Here is a 19,382-nt window from a genome sequence, read left to right as displayed (position 1 = left end):
CTTGCAGAGCCTATGCAAAAAAACTCCCGCACGGATGGTGCGGGAGCAAACCGGGGAGGTGTGTTCAGGTTTTGTTGGAAACACGTTTGAGCAGCTTCAGCCCCAAAGCTTTGTTAAAACCGTGGATTTCCTTAACGTCCAGCTTACGCATGAAGTCCACAATGCCTTGAGTAATTACCTGTCCCGGCACCATGATGGGAAAACCCGGCGGGTAGGGAATAACAAAGTTGGCAGAAACCAGTGTGGGCCCGGATTGCAGGCGTTGGTCAATTTCGGGGCTGTCTAGCGCAATATATTCGCATTCGGACTCTTTATACGCATCGTAGAAGGCACGGCGGATGTCGCCATGCAGGGTTGTTGCCGTGGCTTGCTCGCGGTACTGGTCATCAAAACAGCTAAAGTTGGGCAGTGCAGGGAGGTCGTCTACTAGTTCATGCACTTTATGCGCGAATGATTTCTGATACCCATCGTCATTATCAAGAATTTTCTTGTCAATATCAGTGGCAATATCAACCAGAACGCGTATGAGCAGTGCAATGTCGGAGCGGGTGTTGTTGATGTTGGATTGCAGCAGCACGCTGTTACGCGATGTTTTGTTCAACTGAATATTGAATTTGTCCGCCAGAATGTTTTTGAACGTCGTGCCGTCAAAGCCTGCCGCCCCGCATGAGAGGGTCATACGGGTGGGGTCCAGCAGAAATTCATCGCTCTTGATCGACTGGAGCGCTTGGTCCCAGCTTATGTCGGGGGTGTTGTAATCCGCCAGACCGGACTTGCGGTAGGCTTCCGGGATCATCTCTGCGGAGTTGAGCACGCGGAAATATTTGGAAATAAGAGGGTGGTTGTTAACCTGTTTGCGAATTTCGAGCGCAATCTGCAGGGCATTGCTGACCAGCCCATACCCTTCAAGTTGCATCTGCCGCCGTGCGACATCGAGCGATGCAATAATCTGGAGATTGGGGCTGGTGGAAGCATGTGTAAACACCGCCTCATGGAACTGGGATTCCACATGCTCAAAATCCACATCCCTGACCAGCACAATGGACCCCTGACGCAATGCGGACATGGACTTATGCACCGAGTTGGTCTGGTAAACCCGCAGCCGCACAGCACGGGGGTCTGGCACAAGCCGGGTGTTCAGAAGGGTTTCATCATCGGGGTTTTCGCCCAGCGTGCTGGCCTGCTCGTCCCATGCCTTCTGGGCTTCCGGTCGGGCCAGAGCCTCGGTCAGGGCTGCAGCAGCCCCCATGCCCGTGCGCTGGCGCAGCAGAGGCGACCAGTGGGCAAACCCGAACCATGCCTCATCCCATAGAAAAATCAGGTCTGGTTTAATGGCAAGGCACTCTTCCGATCACCCTGCGCGTGTCGTACACATGCCCGTCAAAGGTGCAGTTGGTCAGGTCAACCATTTTGACGCGCTCAAGGTCCCCATGGGCTTTGAGCGTCAGCAGCGCCTGCTTGATCGTGCGGAGGGGTACGCCGCCATACATGGAGTATTCAGCAAGTGGAAAGGCTTCTACGTAATAGGGCAGCGCACCGGCCAGCACACACCCGTAATGGTGGGATTTGTGGCAGTTACGGTCCAGAATAACAATGTCACCGGGGGCCAGCAGGGCCTGCAACACCATTTTGTTGCTGGTGGATGTACCGTTGGTTACAAAAAATGCGTGATCGGCGCCAAAAGCTTGCGCGGCCATGGCCTGCGCATCCTTAATGTTGCCTGTTGGCTCCAGCAGGCTGTCCAGTCCGCCGGTTGTGGCGGAGCTTTCGGCCAGAAAAAGGTTGGGCCCGTAGAACTCGCCCATGTCGCTAATCCAGTTGGATGTAAAGACTGACTTGCCACGGGCGATGGGCAGGGCATGGAATGTGGCAATGGGGCGCTGCGCATAGCGTTTGAGGTTATCAAAAAAAGGCGTTCTGTAACGGTTGCGAATTCCTTCCAGTATGGACAGGTGTAACTCCAGCGGTTCTTCCATCTGGTAGAAAATTCTATTGAACAGACGGCTTTCCGGTTTGCCTGCCAATGTTTCTATATTTCTGTCGCTCAGCAGGTAGATATCCATTTCCGGACGAATTTTTTTAATGGCCTGCGCAAGTTGCAGGACCAGTGTTTCGTCATCTTCAATGGTTGAGAAATCGATAACGCTCTGGAAGGCAGCCAGCAAAGGGTTGTCCACGGCGTTTTGCGCGGCAAAGCCTTCGTACAGGACCACAGCGCTAATGTCGGGGTTCAGCAGGATGCCTGTCAGGGCGTCCTGTGCGTTGCCCACTACGACTGGCTGGTAAATAAAGTCGTCCTCGGGGCGGCGGACCCCGCGTGCTTCTTCCTGAATAATGGGCCAGCGCGAGGGGGCGTGCGGCACAACACTCAGGACTTCAAAATAAGGGGTGTTTTTAAGGTGTGTTATGGCCTGAGGTAACCGGTTGAGCGGTTCATCCTCATGGTCATCCATATTCCACGAGGAGGCATCCCGATGGTACTTGCGTGAAACAATGGTTGTGGAAATGCGCTGGGCAAGGCGTAGAAAAGCCTTGTTATCATCTTCAATAAGGCAGTTTTTCAGCCGGTCGAGGAGTTGTGCGCCAGGATATGCAAAAAATTTTTCCAGCTCATCAAGCTTACCCAAGGAACTGGACAGGTTTTTTTTAATATCAACAGCATTGTTGCCAGACCATTTGCGGGCAAGGCTTAAAACCGCAAGCCAGCGATCCGCGCGTAAGGCCGGTGTTGCCAGAGACGCGCTGATGAGCGAGCGCGTAGGTGGTGTGCAGGAAGAAGAATCCGTCATGTACGTTTTTCCTGTTTTATGAAAAACCAAAGAAAAATAAGTGTATTTGTGGTTTTGTATGGAAAACCGTCTACTTGTTGACAGGAATTGTCACGACCGCGCCGGGATTGAGGGTGGTTTTGGAAAGTTCAAGAAGCATCTGGGTAATTGTAAAAGCCAGTTTGCTTTCAAAATCACCCCTCTCAATCCAGTAGTAATAATGGTCGTACAAAATGGACACAAACGCATTGGCAGGCTCTTTGTGGCCCGAATGGATGTCCATCAGAGGTTTTTCCCCATGGTTTCCCAGAATATCAACAGCTTTCCGGGTATTGCCAGAGGAGACCTCGTCTTCGGGAATTTGAATCTGGTAGGCGATCTGACCCAGAATGCTTAACATGCTGCGGGTCAGAAGCTTGATCTGCCCGGGTTCGGGTTGGCCTACGCCGTACACCACTTCCATACGGTCATGCTTGGAAGAAAAATTGAGCTGTTTTCTGGTTCTATCAACAATGCTAGACAGGTTTGGGTCGGTTGTTGATGAAATGCTCATGAAAACACGACTGTTTTCAACATCTTTTCCCGTTGTGCTGCTGTTTTTCTGTAATTGAATATTCAGCAGGCCAGCGGCCTGTAGCAACCGCAGGTCATGCACCAGACTGAAAAAATCAACACTATGGGACTCAACCGTTGCATCCAGATCGCCCGAGTTACGAGAAAATGGACGATTGTTACTCATGATATTGATAGACTGTACAGACAGGCGCAACAGAACGTCTATGGGCAAGCCGCCCATGGCAAGGGGGAGCAGGCTGGCTGGGGGGAGCGGGCGCAAAAAATTATGGGCGTAGGCATCGCCCGTAACGGGCTGAAAGGTAAAAGTTGGACTTTCCTGTAACTGCGCGGCAAGTCCCCCATTGGGGCGGATCGGAAAAGTGTCCGATGCCACACCAAGAAAAGCGTTTCTTTGAAGCTGGTAGCCGGAAATGAGCTGGGTGGTGTCTAAAAATCCGGGGGTGTCTGCGTAGCGTAGGCGCACAAGGTTGGAAAGGGTTTGTCTTTTGCTGGCCTCAATCATGGAGCTTGCATATTGGTCCTGGTCTTTGCCCAGCTTATAACTGCCAATACTGTAGCATCCGCTTGTTAATAAAATGAGAGAACAACACAATATTCGATTAGCTGTACGTCTCATATGCCACCTTTCAGAATGTTAAATTAGATTAAACATTCTATAAACAAGATATAATGTATTTTTTAGAGCATTATTTTTTCACTCTATCAAGGAAATACACAGTTATAATTTTTATGATTTTTGTTTTTCCAGAATAATCGTGTTTAATATTTTATAACAAGTCATTTAATTCTTATTGGTTGTCAGTGCGCGGCATCAGCGCTGTCGGCTTTTCACGGCATCGTACGCAAGCAGGTCTGTGCAGACACATGCTCTGGCGTGTGGCATTTTTTGTGGGAATAAAAGGCACGTCACCAATGCCGTCACGGCGGCAAAATGGAAAACCCTTTTTGTGTGTGTTTGGTGTCCGCGGCGGGATTCGAACCCACGGCCCCAGGATTCATCCCACTACAGTTTTCACAGCCGCTCCGTTGCCAGAGCGTTTGTGGGCTGGACTGTCCCTTTGCCTTGGGCCTGCGCAAACAGGTCTTTAGGCACCGCCCGTCCAGTCTCTACACCTTCCGTCCATAGGGGACGGCTTGGCTCGGGATTGGCAAGGCCCTTGCAGGCCGTAGCGTTCCCCGACTTTGAGCGGATTCACCATAATGTTTCCAGTTATGGTGCCCAATTTAATAGGAATCCTGTGCTCTATCCTGCTGAGCTACGCGGACACACCGGTTTTGTATACTGAATGCCCATCCCCCGGACAAGGGGAAAAGCAGGACCTAGCGGCGGCTGTACAGGGCCGCACGGGCCGCCAGCGTGGCAATGTGGCGGCGGCAGAGCAGCACGTCTGGCGCGCCGGTCTGCTTGCAGGCCAGCTCCAGTGCCTGAAGGTCTGCCAGCTCCTTGGTCAACGCAGGCAGGGACCAGAACTCCAGTGCACGGCCAAAGCTTGCCGTGCGTTTGAAAAAAACAGGGGGACGCAGGGTTTTAAGGGCATCGCTCCGGCTTTGTCCCGCAGCCATGGCGGCTCGTACCCTGCGCAGGCGGTGCAGGTGGCCCATAAAGGCACGAATAATGGCAATAGGAGCAGTGCCTTCCGCCAGTGCGCGTTCAAGCGCTATGTCGGTTTCCGTCCGGTTGCCCTCTGTTGCGGCAAAGGCGGCATCCTCGACCGATACACTGCCCGCGTCCCCTATGCAGGCGCGCACATCTTCCAGCGTTAGCGTGCCTTCGTCGCCTGCGTACAGGGCCAGTTTTTCCACTTCACTGCGTGCTGCGGCCCGGTCCGCTCCCAGACGTCCCGCCAGCCAGTGCAGGGCGTCTGCATCAATCCGCACCTGATGGGAGGCCAGCATCTGGGTAATGGAGGATTCCAGATTACGCCCTTCTTCAGGGTAGCAGCCAATACTGGCGCACTGGGGCTGTTTTTCCATAAGCTGGCGGAGCTTGGAGCGCGAGGCAAGGCCCGGCGCTTCCAGAATGACCAGCGTATCCGTATTCTGGGCTAGAACGTGCTCAATGGGTTTGAGCAGCGCGTCCGATGCGTCCCGCACACGCACAACGCGGCGCCCGCCCATAAGGGAGAGCGCTGTGGCCTCTTCCTCCAGCCGATTATGGGTTTCCTTATCCAGTAGGGCAATGCGGAAGGGGTCGTCCAGCGTACCGGCTAGCCGGTGTGTGGCCTGCATGGCGCGTTCGCGGATCAGGCCCGTATCTTCCCCATGCAGGAGAATAACGCGCCATCCACCCGGGTCGTTCAGAACGCGGCTTATGCTGCGGGCATCTATTTTCATGACGGGCCCGTGCGGTTGTCAGAAGTTGGTGTCGATGGGGGCGCGGCCTGTTGCCATGTCAGGAATGGCGTCCGCCCCTTCCTTTTCCATGGGTTCGTTCTGGTCGGAATCGGGAATGAGGTTGGGTGAGGGGTAAATGGCCCTTGGGCGGTCATCCGGGGTGGAGGCCGGTGCGGTCTGGGTTTTAAACCACGTGGCAAGCTGTTGTGTAACCTGCTCCCCCAGTGCCTGCGCCACGCGGTCCATGGTGCTTTCCATGTTCAGCGTCTGGGCAAAATACTGTTCGTAGGTGGTGGTATAGCCATCAAGCGTCTGGGCTTCGCCCTGTGTCACAACCTGCGGCGTGGGCTCAATGGTCAGCAGTTGCCAGCGTGCTGTGGCCAGCATACGGGTCCGCCCGGTTGTGTTGTCCCCGTGGATGTCAATGGCTTCGGCACTCAGGGTTGGCGCAACGACCAGCTTGTATTTGTGCGGGTCTTCCGGCCCATCGCTGGCCATTCTGGTCTGCAACGCCAGACGGAGCTGCTGGCCAAAGCGCTCGGGAATGTTGGCAACGTAAATATCTTTGAGTTCGTTGGTAATATCGACCCCGCCCTTTTCCTCCCCGTATAAAGGCTTGAACCCGCAGCCGCTCAGGAGCAGGGGCGCTCCCATAAGGGCGGTTGCGGCCAGTGCGGCCTTGCAGAGGGAGAAAAGGGAGCGGGTTCGGGTCATCAGCCTGCCGTTACAAAGTTAACAATGCGGTTGGGCACATGCACGCGTTTGACAATACGCTTGCCCTCCAGCAGCCGCGCCACGTTGGGTTCGGCTTCCGCCCGTGCCAGAACGGCTGCCGGGTCTTCATCCGGCAGGGCTTCTATGGTGCCACGCAGCTTGCCCAGAATTTGCACGGCAATGGTGACCTGTGTTGCCGCCAGCAGGTCAGGCTGTGCAGTGGGCCACGTCTGTGTTGCCGCCAGCCCGGCACCGGGTGCGAGGTAGGCAAACATTTCCTCGGCCAGATGGGGCATCATGGGGGCGCAGAGCAGGCACAGAATGTGTGCGGCCTCACGCCGTGCAAAATCCATACCCGCCACCTTGGCGGCTTTTTCCGCATCGGCCAGAGCAGAGGTCAGCTCATGAATACGGGCAACCGCTACGTTGATGGCAAAGTTTTCCAGCGCTTCGGTCACGGCGGCAATGGTGCGGTGGGTGGTGCGGCGGAGCGTGTCGGCCTGCCGGTCCATGTCCTGCGGGCAGGTGGCTGTGGCGGGCACGGCGCTGGCAACCCCACACACCGTGCGGAACAGGCGCTGCGCAAAGCGGGCCGCCCCGGAAACCCCGGCTTCCGTCCATTCCATATCCCGCTCGGGTGGGCTGTCGGACAGGACAAACCAGCGTGCGGTATCGGCCCCAAAGCGTTCGATAATGGCCACAGGGGCCACCGTGTTGCGTTTGGACTTGGACATTTTTTCCACCCGGCCCACGGTAACAGGGTCGGTTGTGCCACGTTTGACCACACCTTCGGGCGTGCGCTCCACTTCTTCGGGGTACAGCCAGTTTCCTGCGCTGTCCTTGTAGCTTTCGTGGCTGACCATGCCTTGGGTAAACAGGCCTGCAAACGGCTCGTCCACGTTCAGGTTGCCAGTGCGGTGCATGGCGCGGGTAAAGAAGCGCGCATAAAGCAGGTGCAGAATGGCGTGTTCGATCCCACCAATATACTGGTCCACGGCCAGCCAGCCATCAGCCGCCTCGCGTACCGTGGGGGTCGCGGCATGGGGCGCGGTAAAGCGCGCAAAATACCATGAGCTGTCCACAAACGTATCAAACGTATCGGTCTCACGCGTGGCGGGCTTGCCGCAGCATGGGCAGGTGGTGTGCTTCCATGTGGGGTGGTGGTCCAGCGGGTTGCCGGGTTTGTCGAAGGTGACGTCCTCGGGCAGTTTGACGGGGAGCTGCTCGTCGGGCACCGGCACCGCGCCGCAGGTGTCGCAATGAATGACCGGTATGGGGCAGCCCCAGTACCGCTGGCGTGAAATGCCCCAGTCACGCAGTCGCCAGTTGACTACACCTTTGCCTACACCAAGGTCCTGCAAACGCTCAATGGCGGCTTTGCGGGCTTGCGCGGTGGTCAGACCATCCAGAAAACCGGAGTTGATCATGGTGCCATCGCCGGTAAAGGCGTGGTTGGTAATGGCAAAGTCTGCCTGATCCTTGCCCTCTGGCAGCACCACGGGGGTTACTGGCAGGTTGTATTTGTGGGCAAAGTCCAGATCGCGCTGGTCCCCCGACGGGCAGCCGAACAGCGCACCCGTGCCGTAGTCCATGAGCACGAAGTTGGCGATCCAGATGGGGAAGCTCTTGTCCATGAACGGGTGGTTGACGCGCAGGCCCGTATCAAACCCACGTTTTTCCGCCGTTTCCACAGCTTCGACCGAGGTGCCAAGGCGGCGGCATTCCGCCACAAATTCAGCGGCCTGCGGGTCCTGTTCCGCGACCCACTGGGCCAACGGATGGTCCGGCGCAATGGCAAGGAAGGACATGCCAAACAGCGTATCGGGGCGGGTGGTAAACACTTCCACCGCGTTCAGGTTGCTGTCCAGCCCTGCCGGGGGTTCATGCAGCGAGAAGGTGAGGCTGGCCCCTTCGGAGCGGCCAATCCAGCGTTCCTGCATGGTGCGCACGCGTTCTGGCCAGCGGTCGAGCGTTTTCAGCCCGTCCAGCAGGTCTTCGGCAAAGTCGGTAATGCGCAGGAACCACTGGGAGAGCTTTTTCTTTTCAATAGGCGCGCCAGAGCGCCAGCCCTTGCCGTCCACCACCTGTTCGTTGGCCAGAACGGTCTGGTCCACCGGGTCCCAGTTCACCCAGCTTTCACGCCGTTCAACCAGACCGGCCTGCATGAAGTCGAGGAACAGCTTCTGCTGCTTGCCATAGTAGTCGGGCAGGCAGGTTGCGATCTCACGGTCCCAGTTGAGGGAGAAGCCAAGCCGCTGGAGGGTGGCGCGCATGGCGGCAATGTTGTTGAGCGTCCATTCCTGCGGATGCACGCCACGTTCACGCGCTGCGTTTTCCGCCGGCAGGCCAAACGCATCCCACCCCATGGGGTGCAGCACTGCAAAGCCGCGTGCGCGTTTGTAGCGGGCAATTACGTCGCCCAGTGCATAGTTGCGCACATGCCCCATGTGGAGCTGCCCCGATGGGTAGGGAAACATTTCCAGCACATAATACTTGGGCTTATCCGCCGGAGGTACGTCCGGAACGGTAAAGATATCGGCCTGTTCCCACGCCTTCTGCCATTTTGGCTCGACAGAGTTGAAGTCATAGGAAAGTGACGGACTGGAAGGCTGGGACATGGAATTTGGATCTACGCTTGCAGGCTGTAAAAAGGAAAAGGGCGAACACGGCCAGAGCCGGGAATGTTAGTCCTGGTTGCCGTTGTCGGCGCGGAGTTTGCGCGCGCGGGACAAAATGCGTGTGGCAATATCGGACGCAGTATTGGGTGCAGGCGGGGTATCCACCCATGTGCCATCCTGCTTGATCTGGCGGAACACGCTCAGGCGCAGCGCATCGGAGCGCAGGCGGCGGTCCAGCACAAAGGCGGTAATCTTGAACCGCTCATCATGCGTGGCGGGCGGGGTGTACCAGTCCGTAAGAATAATGCCGCCCTCCGCATCGGCTGTTGCAACCGGCATGAAGGAGAGGGTGTCCAGCGTTGCGCGCCACAGGTAGGCGTTTACGCCCCCTTTCAGGCTGGCTTCCCCACCAGAGGCCCCGCGGTCTTCCGTCAGCAGGTGGTTGCTGGGGGCGGCAAGGCCGGTCTGGGTACGGTCAGAGCTGGAGCAGGCGCTTAGCAGGCTGACCCCCGCCAGCATTGTGGCGGTTGCCATCCGTTTAAGGAGCAGCGTTGTATGCGGGCGACTTGCAGCGGCATGGCTGGGCATGAGACGGCGAAGCATGGCGTTGATGTGGCTCCTTGGCACTTGGGTATCCGTCTTTCCCGGTCCGCCGGGTAAAAAAGAAGTCAGGTCTGGCAGGCGGCACAGGTGTTCCTGTCCGTATTCATATCCTTTCAACTCTTTTCCGCCAAGCGTCTGCGTGGTCTGCCTGCTCTGGCGGGGCAGGGGGCGGGCGTGTTCAGCCCGGTTGCAGCCCCAGGGCGTTGCAGAGTTTGTGGCGCATGGCGGCGGGCAGATACGCATAATGGTCTTCTATGCTTTGCACACTCAACGGTGTGTGCAGTCGGTGCAGACGTTGGCGGTAATCCTGCGCCACAGCCTGCTGGCCCAGCACGTTGGCGGCCGCCAGAGCGGGAACAAGAATGGCCGAACGGTCGGGTGTGGTGGCCAGAATACCGCGTGCGTGGTGGAGGGTGGCCTCGTACTTGTCGGCCAGAAAACAGGATAGAATAAATTCCTGATCCGGCGCACTGAACAGCGGCACGGTGGACGGAATTTTGAAAAATTCTGAGTAAATGTGGAACGCGGTCTCCGCATCCCCCCGGCATAGCGCATCCAGCCCGTCCAGCAGGGCCAGCATACCCTCGTGAGAATCGGAGGGCAGGGCGGCGTGCATCTGCCCCAGCAGGAACCGGGCCTCTTCTGGCTGGTTGACGTAAAACAGCCCCGCCGTCAGCAGGTAGCGTACGGCGATGTTGCCGGGGAACATGGCAAATTTCTGCTGGAGCAAGGTGACCATGGGCTGAATGGCCGCCGCCACAGGCATGGTCCATTCCTCGTACATACGGGTGAGCAGGTAATGCGTATGCACAAAAAACAGGAACTGGTTTTCTGGCGCGTCTTTTTCCGCTTTTTGCAGCAGGTGTTCAATCGTCTGATGCTGGGCCGGGTCGCTCTGCACACTCAGGGTAAAGGCCCGCAGGCCCAACCCAAGGGGTGAGAGTTCGGACACAGGTTTGCTGGCCAGCCTGCGCGCTTCTGTCTGAAACAGGCTGAGAATGAGCACCGAGGCAAAACGGTTGGACAGGGCGCTCAGGTTGGCTGGGGTAATGTGCAGCCTGTGGCCCCATACAATGGTGTCGTTCAGGCGGGTGTCAAAGACCTGCAAGAGGCAGGACATTGCCGACCTGTTGCCGCCAGTCAGGGTAATGCCGACCAGAAAATCCCATTGTCTCCGGGCTGGGAGCGACTGGAAAGGGGGCGCGGTAAACCGCTCGGTCTGTACGCTGACGTCCAGCACGCTGTGCATGGCAATGTCCAGCCCCAGCTCGTCGCGGAACTGTGTGGCCAGTTCCAGCCCGCCGTCCTCTCCCATAGCATCGTTGCTGGCCACAAAGACGGTGGCGCTGATCATAAGGGGAGGGGCAGCCGCCATGGGTGGCGGAGGGGCGGGCGCAGGTTGCACTGCCTGTATGTTGTGGTGGTGCGCAACCCGCAGGTCCGCAATCAGGCACATGGTTTCCTGCCCCGGTGTGGTGGCGATGGCGTTCTGAAATGTGCGGATGCAGGTGTCGGCGCTTAACAGGGCCGTGCCTTCTTCCCCGCTCTGCATGGCGGCCAGAATACGGGCGCGCCACGCGCGTTCGTTGAGCGGGTTCAGGCGGAGCAGGCGCTGGGTCGCCCGCATGATGATGCCCGGCACGGTTGTGCTGCTAAGCAGGGCTTCGAGCTGCTCCATCTTGTGGTCAAGAATGCGATTACGCTCTTCCTTCAGCCACAGGTCAAAGGCCGGATCAACCGCAGTCAGATCCTCCAGCAGCAGGGGCAGGGGGTCGGGCAGGTCTATAACGGTTTGTGGCGTGGTGCGGAGCACATGCTCGGTGTCTATGTCGGTCAGGTCGGGGCGGATGGCCAGCGTGTGGCGTTGCACATCCAGCACTTCCGGCCCAAGGGGGTGGAGAATATCCATCAGCCGGTGGATTTCCTGCCGGAGGGAGGCGCGCGCCTGTTCGGGGGCGCGTGTGCTCCACAGCAGTTTGGCCAGCCTTGTCCGTGCAACGGGCTGCCGGTTGGATAGGGCCAGAACAGCCAGTAGCGCCTTGGTTTTTGTGCCCGTCGGTAAAAGCGAAAGACCTGTACAGGACATGACGCGCATATGCCCGAGCAGAGAGATACTCAGCAAAGGCTGCTCTGTTCGTATGCTGTCAGTGTCGGGGCGTGGGTTCATGGGCAGGGCGTCCGTTGGTTACCAGAAGGTACCGGTCACGAACATTCAAGTTATTCACGCCGGTTAGGATGGATCGTGTGTGAGTATTTTCCTGTAGAAAGAATATCTTAAGAATAAAAAGATATAACAGCTGGGTAATATTTCAAGGTGTGACCGCAATGCACGATAGCCCCTGCTGCCGCAGGGCGGAGCATATGGTGTCGGTCTGGCTGGAGGGAAGGCCCGCCAGCCTTGTGCGCCATACAGGGGGGCGGCCCGCAGGAGTCACCTTTTCCACCCGGTTCTGGGCATGGCTCAGCGCGCTGCTGGACTGCCGTGCAATCTGAATGGCGTGCATGGCCCGTTCGGGCGAGGAAAAAGCCCCGATCTGAATAACAGCATTCCCCGCAGTGCTGCCCGGCTGCCAGACAATGCCGGGGCCAGCAAGTGGCGCCGTGCTGATGCTTTGGTAACCTGCAGGCTGGTAGCTGGCCGTTTGCTGGCTGGTCCCTATATCCTGCTGGGCTATGGCGTCATTCCCCGCGGAGGGTGGGGGAAGTGTGTCGTCATCCAGAGGGGGGGCCGTGGCCGGGCCATAGGAGCCGGTGGCCGTGCTGGCGGCGGCAACCTGCACAGGTGCGGCCTGATCAGGCAGAATGGCAGGCTGGGGCTGCGTGGGCAGGGGGCTGGCTGGCACGGGGTCGTTCAGATGTGGCGCGACGGACGCCAGATAGTTGCGTGCGTAGGAGGGCAGGGAGACCCCGCGTGAGCGATGGTTTTCCATACATTGTGGGCCACAGCTGTAAGCAACCAGAAAATCGGGTGTGCCAAACCGGTCATACAGTTCGCGGATGTAGCCGCTGGCGGCCATAATGTTGTCGTGCGGGTTATAGGGGTCCGAGCCAAGGTGGTAGCGCTGCGCCAGTTCAGCATACGTATCAGGCTTGATCTGCATAAGCCCGACTGCGCCATGCACGGAGCGGGTCAGGTGCCCGTTCATATACTGGTGGCCTCCCGATTCCTGCTGCATGACAGCGCGGATCCATGACTGGGGGATGGAAAACCTGTCCGATGCCTCCCGAATATACGGCCCCCATGGATTAAGGGCCGAGCCGGGGGCGCGGTAGGATGTTTTTGCCGGCCCCGCGCAGGCGGACAGAATGGCCAGCCCGCCTAGAGCGATAAGGGAAAAGACCCTGCGCCAGACACGTTGGTCCGCACGGTAGGAAGCACATGGCAGCATAAGCCTATGGTGCCCGTTCGGGCGGGCGGATGCAAATGCTCATGCCCCACAAAGGCTTACCCTGCCGGGGTTATTTGCTCCGCTGGTGTATGCTGGAGGTAATGTCGTGCATCAGGGTCGGGTTGGTGCGGCGGATCTGCCCCGCGCGCAGTACACTGGCCGCCGTATAGCTGGGCCGTTTTGTCCAGCTTTCCAGAAACTGGAGGTCGGACAGGGTTTCTGGCCCGTGCTGCCGGAGGGTCTTCAGGGCGGCGGGGGTAGTAATCCCTGGCGTGGTGCCGGGTTTACGCAACATAATGTAAATCCTGTTAGTTCGTTTGAATCGGCTCTTGACTGTTGCGCAAGTGTGCCATCGGGCATCTGGCGCGAGGTCTTAGAACACCCACAATGTGTCAATTTCAAGCGCGAAGCGGTTTTGTCATAAAAACATGATAATAAAATAAGTAAACCATTCATATTGTTAGGTTTTTTTTGTCGTATCTTGTAAAATTCCCGTGCCCAGACGTTCCAGCGCAGTACGGAGCGACTCATCATCTATGTTGGGCAGGGAGCAGGTGGGGGCTGGTCCTTTGCGGAGGATTTTTTTGCGGCGAATGCCCGCCGTGGGGTCCTGCACAAAGCGCAGGCGGGCCACCAGCGGCTCCCCGCACCATGTGTTGATGCGGGCCATCAGCATATCTGCCTGATGTTGCAACTCCATGGCTACTGGCCCGGCACATGCCACGGTGAGCGTGCCCGTGCTCAGCCGGTGGGGGGATGTAACGGCCGCATGGGCCGGGCCAACAATATCCGGCCAACTGGCAAACAGCATGGCCCCGGTGGGGGAGCGGCGGCGGAAGGCTGGCGCGGTAACATTGGGGAGCAGGGCCGCCAGTGTGCGGGCCTTCATGGCCCGGCGGGGGGCTGGGGGGGCGCTTCTTCCTTTGTGGCACGTGTTGTGCGGGGGCGCGCCTTGCCCGAATAAGGTTCCTTCGCCATAACAGCCTCCGTGATTACGCCACCCGCCCACGCCCTGCTGCACTGGTATGACAGACATCGCCGCTCCCTGCCCTGGCGGTTCAGGGAGGGGGAAACACCAGACCCGTATCGTGTCTGGTTGAGCGAGATCATGCTTCAGCAGACAACGGTCAAGGCTGTCGGACCTTATTATCTCAGATTTGTGGAAAAATTTCCAACCGTGCAGGCCTTGGCGCACGCGGAGCGGGACGAGGTTCTGGCGGCGTGGGCGGGGCTTGGGTACTATTCCCGTGCACGTAACCTCCACGCCTGCGCGCAGGCGGTGGCCGCACTGNNNGGGTTCCCCCAGACGGTGGAAGGGCTGCGTGCTCTGCCGGGTATTGGCGCGTACACAGCCGCAGCCGTGGCGGCCATTGCCTTTGGCGTGCCGGTTGTGCCGGTGGATGGCAATGTGGAGCGTGTGACTGCGCGGCTGTACAATGTGCTGGACCCCCTGCCCGGTGCGCGCAAGAAGTTGGCGCAGTTGGCCGGCGGGCTGAATGGGGAAGAACCTGCGCGGCAGCGTCCCTCAGATTTTGCACAGGCTTTGTTCGATCTGGGGTCTTCATTGTGTTCGCCCCGCCAGCCCGCCTGTGGGCTGTGCCCGTGGCAGGGTGTGTGTATGGGGGCGGCACAGGGTACCGCCGCCACATTGCCACGTAAGACCCCCAAGGCCGAACGTCCCGTGCGGTATGGCGTGCATTTTATGGTGATGGATGATGCAGGGAATGTCCTGCTACGCAAACGGCCCGAAACAGGGTTGCTGGCCGCCATGACCGAACTGCCGGGGACCGACTGGCGCACCACCCCGTGGGGCGAGGCCGAGGCGCTGGCCCATGCCCCGGTGGAGGCCGCATGGCACAAAGCCGGTGCGGTCAAACACGTGTTCACACATTTTACGCTGAATGTGGTGGTCTATGCCGCGCGTGTTGCACGGTTTTCCAATCAGGCCGTGGGGGAAGGGTTTTTGTTGCCGGTTGCGCAGGCCAAAGCCACATCCCTGCCATCAATTATGCAAAAATGTATGACAACCGGATACGACTTCCTGCATCGTGCCTGACTGGTGCGGTGTGTTCTGGCACGGCACACTGAATATAACGGCTGTATGCAGCCGGGCCTTGAAACAAGAATAAAGAGGTTACATGGTTTTTCACCATATTCCCCCACAGGGCCATTTGGCCGGTCAGGGCCAGACCCGTGGCAGACCGGGCCTGCTGTTGCTTAATCTGGGTACGCCGGAGGGGACGGGCTACCGTGCCGTGCGGCGCTATCTGTCCGAATTTTTGTCTGACCGTCGGGTTATCGAAGGGTCTCCGCTGTTCTGGCAGCCATTGTTGCAGGGGGTTATTCTCACCACGCGCCCCTCGCGCAGTGGGCGGGCCTATGCTCGTGTGTGGGATGCGGAGCGGAACGAAAGCCCCTTGCGGACCTACACCCGCCATCAGGCTGAAAAACTGGCCGAACAGTTTGCGGCGGATGGTGTGCCGGTGGCGTGGGGTATGCGTTATGGCCGCCCCTCTGTTGCACAGGCGCTCCGCTCGCTTATGGAGCAGGGGTGTGACCGCATTGTGTGCCTGCCGCTGTACCCACAATACAGCGCCACCACCACGGCCACAGCTAATGACCAGCTTTTTCGGGCATTGATGAAGTTGCGGAACCAGCCCGCCATTCGGACTGTGCCTTCCTTCCCCGATGACCCGGATTTTATAACCGCCGTGGCGTCCTCCATCCGCGAGGAGCAGATGAACGCGGAGCAACCGTTCCAGATGGTTGTTGCCTCCTTCCACGGTCTGCCTCAGCAGTATGTGGACAAGGGGGATTCGTATCTGGCGGAATGCACCCGCACGGTGGAGGGCCTGCGCGCCACACTGGGTATGGATGAGACCACCCTCCCCATGACCTTTCAGTCCCGCTTTGGGCCGACCAAGTGGCTGGAACCTTACACCGCTCCCTTTATTGCGGGCCTGCCTGCCAAGGGCATTACGCGCATTGCGGTGGTGACACCCTGCTTTATGGCCGACTGCCTAGAAACGCTGGATGAAATCGGGAACGAGGTGCGCGATGAGTTCATGCAGGCCGGGGGCGAGTCCTTTACACTTGTGCCATGCCTGAACGACAGCCCGGCCAGCATCAGCCTGCTGGAAAAACTGGCCCGGCGCGAACTGCTGGGCTGGCTCTAACACCGCGTTACGCGGCGGATCGGGGGGCTTTGGGCCGGGGTAGGGGTGTTTTGTCAGGGAACAGGCAACTCTCCTTTGCCGCGCAGCGCCAGCATTCAGGCTTGCGGGCCTTGCACACGTAACGCCCCTGCAAAATAAGCCAGTGGTGCGAGTCCCGCACCATATCGAGGGGGATGCGCGCCTCCAGCTTTTTTTCCACGGCTTCCACGGTGCGGCCACGGCCAAGGCCAGACCGGTTGGCCAGCCGGAAGACATGCGTATCCACCGGTACCGTGGGCTGGTTGAAGGCAACGTTCAGCACCACATTGGCCGTCTTGCGGCCTACACCTGCCAGTTTTTCCAACGCCTCCCGCGTGTGGGGGATCTGCCCGTCATGCTCTGCCAAAAGTTGGCGGGAGAGGGCCACCACGTTTTTGGCCTTGTTGCGCCATAGCCCGATGGTGCGGATCAGGGTGCCCACCTGTTCGTCCCCCAATGCCACCATGGCCTGCGGGGTGGGGGCTGCGGCAAACAGGGCCGGGGTTACGCGGTTGACCGAGGCATCCGTTGCCTGAGCCGACAGCACAACAGCCACCAGAAGGGTAAAAGGGGTGGTGTAGTGCAGCTCCGTCTGGGCATCCGGCCATGCGCGGGACAGGTCGGTCAAAAACTGGTGGACTTCGCTTTTTGTCATGTCGCGCGTGGCGGTCTGGGCAGCCGGGGTGTCTGTTTTGCTGGTTTTTGTGGTGGTCTTTGCCACTTTTCTGGACGTTGCTTTGGGGGGCATGGGGCTGTTTACCGCAAAAGGGGTCGGGGGTGCTATTTTTCCAGTGGTGGCGGATTTGCGCAATATTACGCCTTCACGATACAGACAGCGTGCCCATCGCGTTGGTGTGGATGGACGCTTTTTTCGGATTTCTGGTTCATGGCTTCTTCTGCTTCCGGCGTAGCGTCAGGCGTACGGAAAACTTCCCTGTTTGTTGATGTGCTGGGTTTTGTGATCCGCCTGTGGCTGGCGTTCCCGCTTCCGCTGGCGGTTACGGTTGTTATGGTTCTGCTGGCAACGGTGGCGGATGTGCTTATGCCGCTGGCAGCCGGGCGTTTGGTGTCCGACGTGGCGGTGCCAGCCAGCCAGACTGCCCTTTTGCAGGATGCGCTGTGGATGGTTGCCGCCCTTGCCGCCTGCGGGTTTGGGAGTGTGCTGGCCAAGCGTTACGCCTATTTGGGCATTACGCGCCTGACAACACGCGTCATGCAAAAAATTGGTACGGAGTCGTTCGCACATGTGCAGCGCCTTTCTACCGACTGGCACGCCAACACCTTTGCAGGGTCGACTGTGCGGCGGCTGACGCGGGGCATGTGGGCGGTGGACATGCTGGATGACACGCTGCTGCTTATGCTGCTGCCCGAGTTCTGCCTGCTGGTGCTGACAACCCTTGTGCTGGGCTGGCACTGGCCCGCCATGGGGGCCATGCTTGGGGTGTTGTCGGTTCTGTTTGTCGCCCTGTCCTGCACGTTGACCCTGCGTTACGTGGCCCCTTCCGCACAGGCGGCCAATGCGGGGGACAGCAAAGTGGGGGCCGCCCTTGCCGACGCCATGACCTGTAACGCCGTGGTCAAGGCGTTTGGTGCGGAGGAGCGGGAGGAGACACGTCTGGCCCAGACGCTGGACCAGTGGCGGCACGCAACCGCTCATATGTGGATACGAGGGACAGACAGCGCCAATATTCAGGCGGCGGCCGTGGTGGTTATGCGCCTCTCGCTGGCCGGGGCGGCGGTCTGGTTGTGGTTCAAAGGGCGTGCTGGGCCGGGGGATGTGGCCTATGTGCTGACCATGACCTTTTTGGTGCAAGGCTATCTGCGCGAGATCGGGCAGCAGGTTTCCGTCGTACAGCGCTCCGTGAACGAGATGGAGGAACTGCTCATTCTCTGGCGCACGCCTCCCGCTGTGCCAGACCCGGTACAGCCGGTCAGCCTGCATGTTGCGCACGGCGCGATTACGTTCGCGCACGTTACTTTCCAGTATCCGGGGCAGAAGACGCCTTTGTTCACAGACCTGTCCGTGACCATTGCGGCGGGGAGCCGTGTGGGGCTGGTTGGGCCTTCGGGGTCTGGCAAAACCACCTTTACCAAGCTGCTTTTGCGGTTATATGCGCAAAATAGTGGGCACATTCGGATTGATGGTGTGGATACCGCTACCGTCCGCCAGTCTGACCTGCGGCGGCAGATTGCGCTTGTGCCGCAGGAGCCTATTCTGTTTCACCGGTCCTTGGCCGAAAATATTGCTTATGGCAGGCCGGACGCAACGCCAGAGCAGATTGCACAGGCTGCGCGTCTGGCCAATGCGGCGGACTTTATTGAGCGTCTGCCCGAAGGGTATGCAACGCTGGTAGGGGAGCGGGGCATCAAACTTTCGGGCGGGGAGCGGCAGCGTGTGGCCATTGCCCGCGCCTTTTTGGCGGATGCCCGTATTCTGGTGCTGGATGAAGCCACGGCCAGTCTGGATTCCGAGTCCGAGGCACTGGTGCAGGAGGCCATGGAGCGGCTGATGGAAGGCCGCACGGTTCTGATTGTGGCGCACCGGCTGGCGACCGTGGTGGGGCTGGACCGTATTCTGGTCTTTGAACGTGGACGTATTGTGGAGGATGGCCCCCATGCTCAACTGGTCCAGCAGGCGGGCGGGTTGTACCAACGGCTTTATGCCCTGCAAAGCCTGTAGCAAGTCAGCCCCGCCCTTATCCAGCTTCCTGTTGTCTGGCTGAAATGGTCATAAAACCGGATATTGGAGCAGGCCAGATGAGCCTGCTTTCCATCTGGTCTTTCCATGCAGCAGGAATGCTCTCTTAGGTCCGAAGTGTGAGACTGTACGAGCCGTGATGGTTTTGAGGGGGGCACGCATCAAAAATCTAGGTGCCAGTTCATGCGGCAAGGGTGCCGGTCAATGAATGGCTCTGCACTAACCAAGTAGAACCATCCGCAGGCATGGGCCAAGCGTGGTGTGCAATTAGAATTTTATTGGGAAAGGCTTTGGCGGAGGGGAAGGGATTCGAACCCTCGATACGACTTGACATCGTATAACGGTTTAGCAAACCGCCGCCTTCAGCCTCTCGGCCACCCCTCCGCCGAAGAGTGCAGACACGACGTTTGCATCGCTGCTTTTAGGGGGTTTGGCGCGTTCCGTCAAACCCCCAGAGGCGTAATTTGGTGTTATTTTTTATCTGGTCG

General features: G+C 58.7%; 16 protein-coding genes and 1 tRNA gene. 4 read left to right on the top strand and 13 right to left on the bottom strand.

Translation table 11 applies throughout. The annotated features are described in order from the left end of the window. Window positions 1–64: 64 nt before the first annotated feature. The 11 genes from AGA_RS13915 to AGA_RS01185 form a co-directional block, all read right to left on the bottom strand. A complete protein-coding gene (locus AGA_RS13915) occupies window positions 65–1,249 on the bottom strand; it encodes an aminotransferase class I/II-fold pyridoxal phosphate-dependent enzyme (RefSeq protein ID WP_197556484.1) in 1,185 nt (394 codons plus the stop codon). 79 nt (window positions 1,250–1,328) lie between these two features. After that, a complete protein-coding gene (locus tag AGA_RS13910; protein WP_197556483.1) occupies window positions 1,329–2,789 on the bottom strand; it encodes a PLP-dependent aminotransferase family protein in 1,461 nt (486 codons plus the stop codon). A 70-nt stretch (window positions 2,790–2,859) separates the two neighbouring features. Beyond that, window positions 2,860–3,846, bottom strand: coding sequence for a hypothetical protein (locus tag AGA_RS01225; protein ID WP_231945882.1), 987 nt, complete (start codon window positions 3,844–3,846; stop codon window positions 2,860–2,862). Between the two features lie 818 nt (window positions 3,847–4,664). Next, window positions 4,665–5,678 carry a DNA polymerase III subunit delta gene (gene holA / locus AGA_RS01220; protein ID WP_059022655.1) on the bottom strand — a complete coding sequence of 338 codons (1,014 nt, stop codon included), beginning with the start codon at window positions 5,676–5,678 and terminating at the stop codon, window positions 4,665–4,667. Between the two features lie 18 nt (window positions 5,679–5,696). Continuing rightward, window positions 5,697–6,392, bottom strand: a complete 696-nt coding sequence (locus tag AGA_RS01215; RefSeq protein ID WP_059022654.1) for a hypothetical protein — start codon at window positions 6,390–6,392, stop codon at window positions 5,697–5,699. Next, window positions 6,392–9,010, bottom strand: coding sequence for a leucine--tRNA ligase (gene leuS / locus AGA_RS01210; protein ID WP_059022653.1), 2,619 nt, complete (start codon window positions 9,008–9,010; stop codon window positions 6,392–6,394). The genes AGA_RS01215 and leuS overlap by 1 nt, the downstream gene beginning before the upstream one ends. A 66-nt stretch (window positions 9,011–9,076) precedes the next feature. Continuing rightward, on the bottom strand, window positions 9,077–9,613 hold the full coding sequence (locus tag AGA_RS01205; protein WP_059024566.1) for a DUF3576 domain-containing protein: 537 nt from the start codon (window positions 9,611–9,613) through the stop codon (window positions 9,077–9,079). A 178-nt stretch (window positions 9,614–9,791) separates the two neighbouring features. After that, window positions 9,792–11,780, bottom strand: a complete 1,989-nt coding sequence (locus AGA_RS01200; protein ID WP_083503497.1) for an AfsR/SARP family transcriptional regulator — start codon at window positions 11,778–11,780, stop codon at window positions 9,792–9,794. 142 nt (window positions 11,781–11,922) lie between these two features. Beyond that, on the bottom strand, window positions 11,923–13,002 hold the full coding sequence (locus AGA_RS01195) for a lytic transglycosylase domain-containing protein (RefSeq protein ID WP_059022651.1): 1,080 nt from the start codon (window positions 13,000–13,002) through the stop codon (window positions 11,923–11,925). A 70-nt stretch (window positions 13,003–13,072) separates the two neighbouring features. Further along, complete coding sequence (locus AGA_RS01190) at window positions 13,073–13,297, bottom strand: hypothetical protein (protein WP_059022650.1); 225 nt, start codon at window positions 13,295–13,297, stop codon at window positions 13,073–13,075. 165 nt (window positions 13,298–13,462) lie between these two features. Then, complete coding sequence (locus tag AGA_RS01185) at window positions 13,463–13,891, bottom strand: DUF721 domain-containing protein (protein WP_059022649.1); 429 nt, start codon at window positions 13,889–13,891, stop codon at window positions 13,463–13,465. A gap of 99 nt (window positions 13,892–13,990) precedes the next feature. Here AGA_RS01185 and AGA_RS01180 point away from each other — a divergent pair, with 99 nt between their 5' ends. Beyond that, window positions 13,991–15,058: an A/G-specific adenine glycosylase gene (locus AGA_RS01180; protein WP_157065265.1), complete on the top strand. Its 1,068-nt coding sequence runs from the start codon at window positions 13,991–13,993 to the stop codon at window positions 15,056–15,058. 82 nt (window positions 15,059–15,140) lie between these two features. Next, complete coding sequence (hemH, locus tag AGA_RS01175) at window positions 15,141–16,178, top strand: ferrochelatase (RefSeq protein ID WP_059022648.1); 1,038 nt, start codon at window positions 15,141–15,143, stop codon at window positions 16,176–16,178. 7 nt (window positions 16,179–16,185) lie between these two features. Here hemH and nth read toward each other — a convergent pair whose 3' ends face one another. Next, window positions 16,186–16,944, bottom strand: coding sequence for an endonuclease III (nth, locus tag AGA_RS01170; RefSeq protein ID WP_083503496.1), 759 nt, complete (start codon window positions 16,942–16,944; stop codon window positions 16,186–16,188). On the opposite strand from nth, the gene AGA_RS13985 reads away from it, so the two are divergent. After that, entirely contained in the window at window positions 16,850–17,107 is a 258-nt protein-coding gene (locus tag AGA_RS13985; RefSeq protein WP_231945880.1) for a hypothetical protein, read from the top strand. The genes nth and AGA_RS13985 overlap by 95 nt on opposite strands. Further along, the gene (locus AGA_RS01165; protein ID WP_059022646.1) at window positions 17,083–18,876 is read left to right on the top strand and encodes an ABC transporter ATP-binding protein; all 1,794 of its coding nucleotides are present in this window, start codon (window positions 17,083–17,085) and stop codon (window positions 18,874–18,876) included. Before AGA_RS13985 ends, AGA_RS01165 begins: the two co-directional genes overlap by 25 nt. A 309-nt stretch (window positions 18,877–19,185) precedes the next feature. On the opposite strand, the gene AGA_RS01160 is transcribed toward AGA_RS01165, so the two are convergent. Beyond that, window positions 19,186–19,278, bottom strand: a tRNA-Ser gene (locus AGA_RS01160). Window positions 19,279–19,382 lie beyond the last annotated feature (104 nt).

The organism is Acetobacter ghanensis (assembly GCF_001499675.1).
Classification (GTDB): Bacteria; Pseudomonadota; Alphaproteobacteria; order Acetobacterales; family Acetobacteraceae; genus Acetobacter; species Acetobacter ghanensis.
The sequence above is the reverse complement of the archived record's forward strand: the minus strand, read 5'-3'. Positions and strand labels throughout refer to the sequence as shown.

What these genes read in the sequence shown, in the direction of transcription:
- AGA_RS13915 (WP_197556484.1), bottom strand. Translation starts at nt 1,249, where the DNA reads ATGGGGGCTGCTGCAGCCCTGACCGAGGCTCTGGCCCGACCGGAAGCC.
- AGA_RS13910 (WP_197556483.1), bottom strand. Translation starts at nt 2,789, where the DNA reads ATGACGGATTCTTCTTCCTGCACACCACCTACGCGCTCGCTCATCAGC.
- AGA_RS01225 (WP_231945882.1), bottom strand. Translation starts at nt 3,846, where the DNA reads ATGATTGAGGCCAGCAAAAGACAAACCCTTTCCAACCTTGTGCGCCTA.
- holA (WP_059022655.1), bottom strand. Translation starts at nt 5,678, where the DNA reads ATGAAAATAGATGCCCGCAGCATAAGCCGCGTTCTGAACGACCCGGGT.
- AGA_RS01215 (WP_059022654.1), bottom strand. Translation starts at nt 6,392, where the DNA reads ATGACCCGAACCCGCTCCCTTTTCTCCCTCTGCAAGGCCGCACTGGCC.
- leuS (WP_059022653.1), bottom strand. Translation starts at nt 9,010, where the DNA reads ATGTCCCAGCCTTCCAGTCCGTCACTTTCCTATGACTTCAACTCTGTC.
- AGA_RS01205 (WP_059024566.1), bottom strand. Translation starts at nt 9,613, where the DNA reads ATGCTTCGCCGTCTCATGCCCAGCCATGCCGCTGCAAGTCGCCCGCAT.
- AGA_RS01200 (WP_083503497.1), bottom strand. Translation starts at nt 11,780, where the DNA reads ATGAACCCACGCCCCGACACTGACAGCATACGAACAGAGCAGCCTTTG.
- AGA_RS01195 (WP_059022651.1), bottom strand. Translation starts at nt 13,002, where the DNA reads ATGCTGCCATGTGCTTCCTACCGTGCGGACCAACGTGTCTGGCGCAGG.
- AGA_RS01190 (WP_059022650.1), bottom strand. Translation starts at nt 13,297, where the DNA reads ATGTTGCGTAAACCCGGCACCACGCCAGGGATTACTACCCCCGCCGCC.
- AGA_RS01185 (WP_059022649.1), bottom strand. Translation starts at nt 13,891, where the DNA reads ATGAAGGCCCGCACACTGGCGGCCCTGCTCCCCAATGTTACCGCGCCA.
- hemH (WP_059022648.1), top strand. Translation starts at nt 15,141, where the DNA reads ATGGTTTTTCACCATATTCCCCCACAGGGCCATTTGGCCGGTCAGGGC.
- AGA_RS13985 (WP_231945880.1), top strand. Translation starts at nt 16,850, where the DNA reads ATGTCGCGCGTGGCGGTCTGGGCAGCCGGGGTGTCTGTTTTGCTGGTT.
- nth (WP_083503496.1), bottom strand. Translation starts at nt 16,944, where the DNA reads ATGCCCCCCAAAGCAACGTCCAGAAAAGTGGCAAAGACCACCACAAAA.
- AGA_RS01165 (WP_059022646.1), top strand. Translation starts at nt 17,083, where the DNA reads ATGGCTTCTTCTGCTTCCGGCGTAGCGTCAGGCGTACGGAAAACTTCC.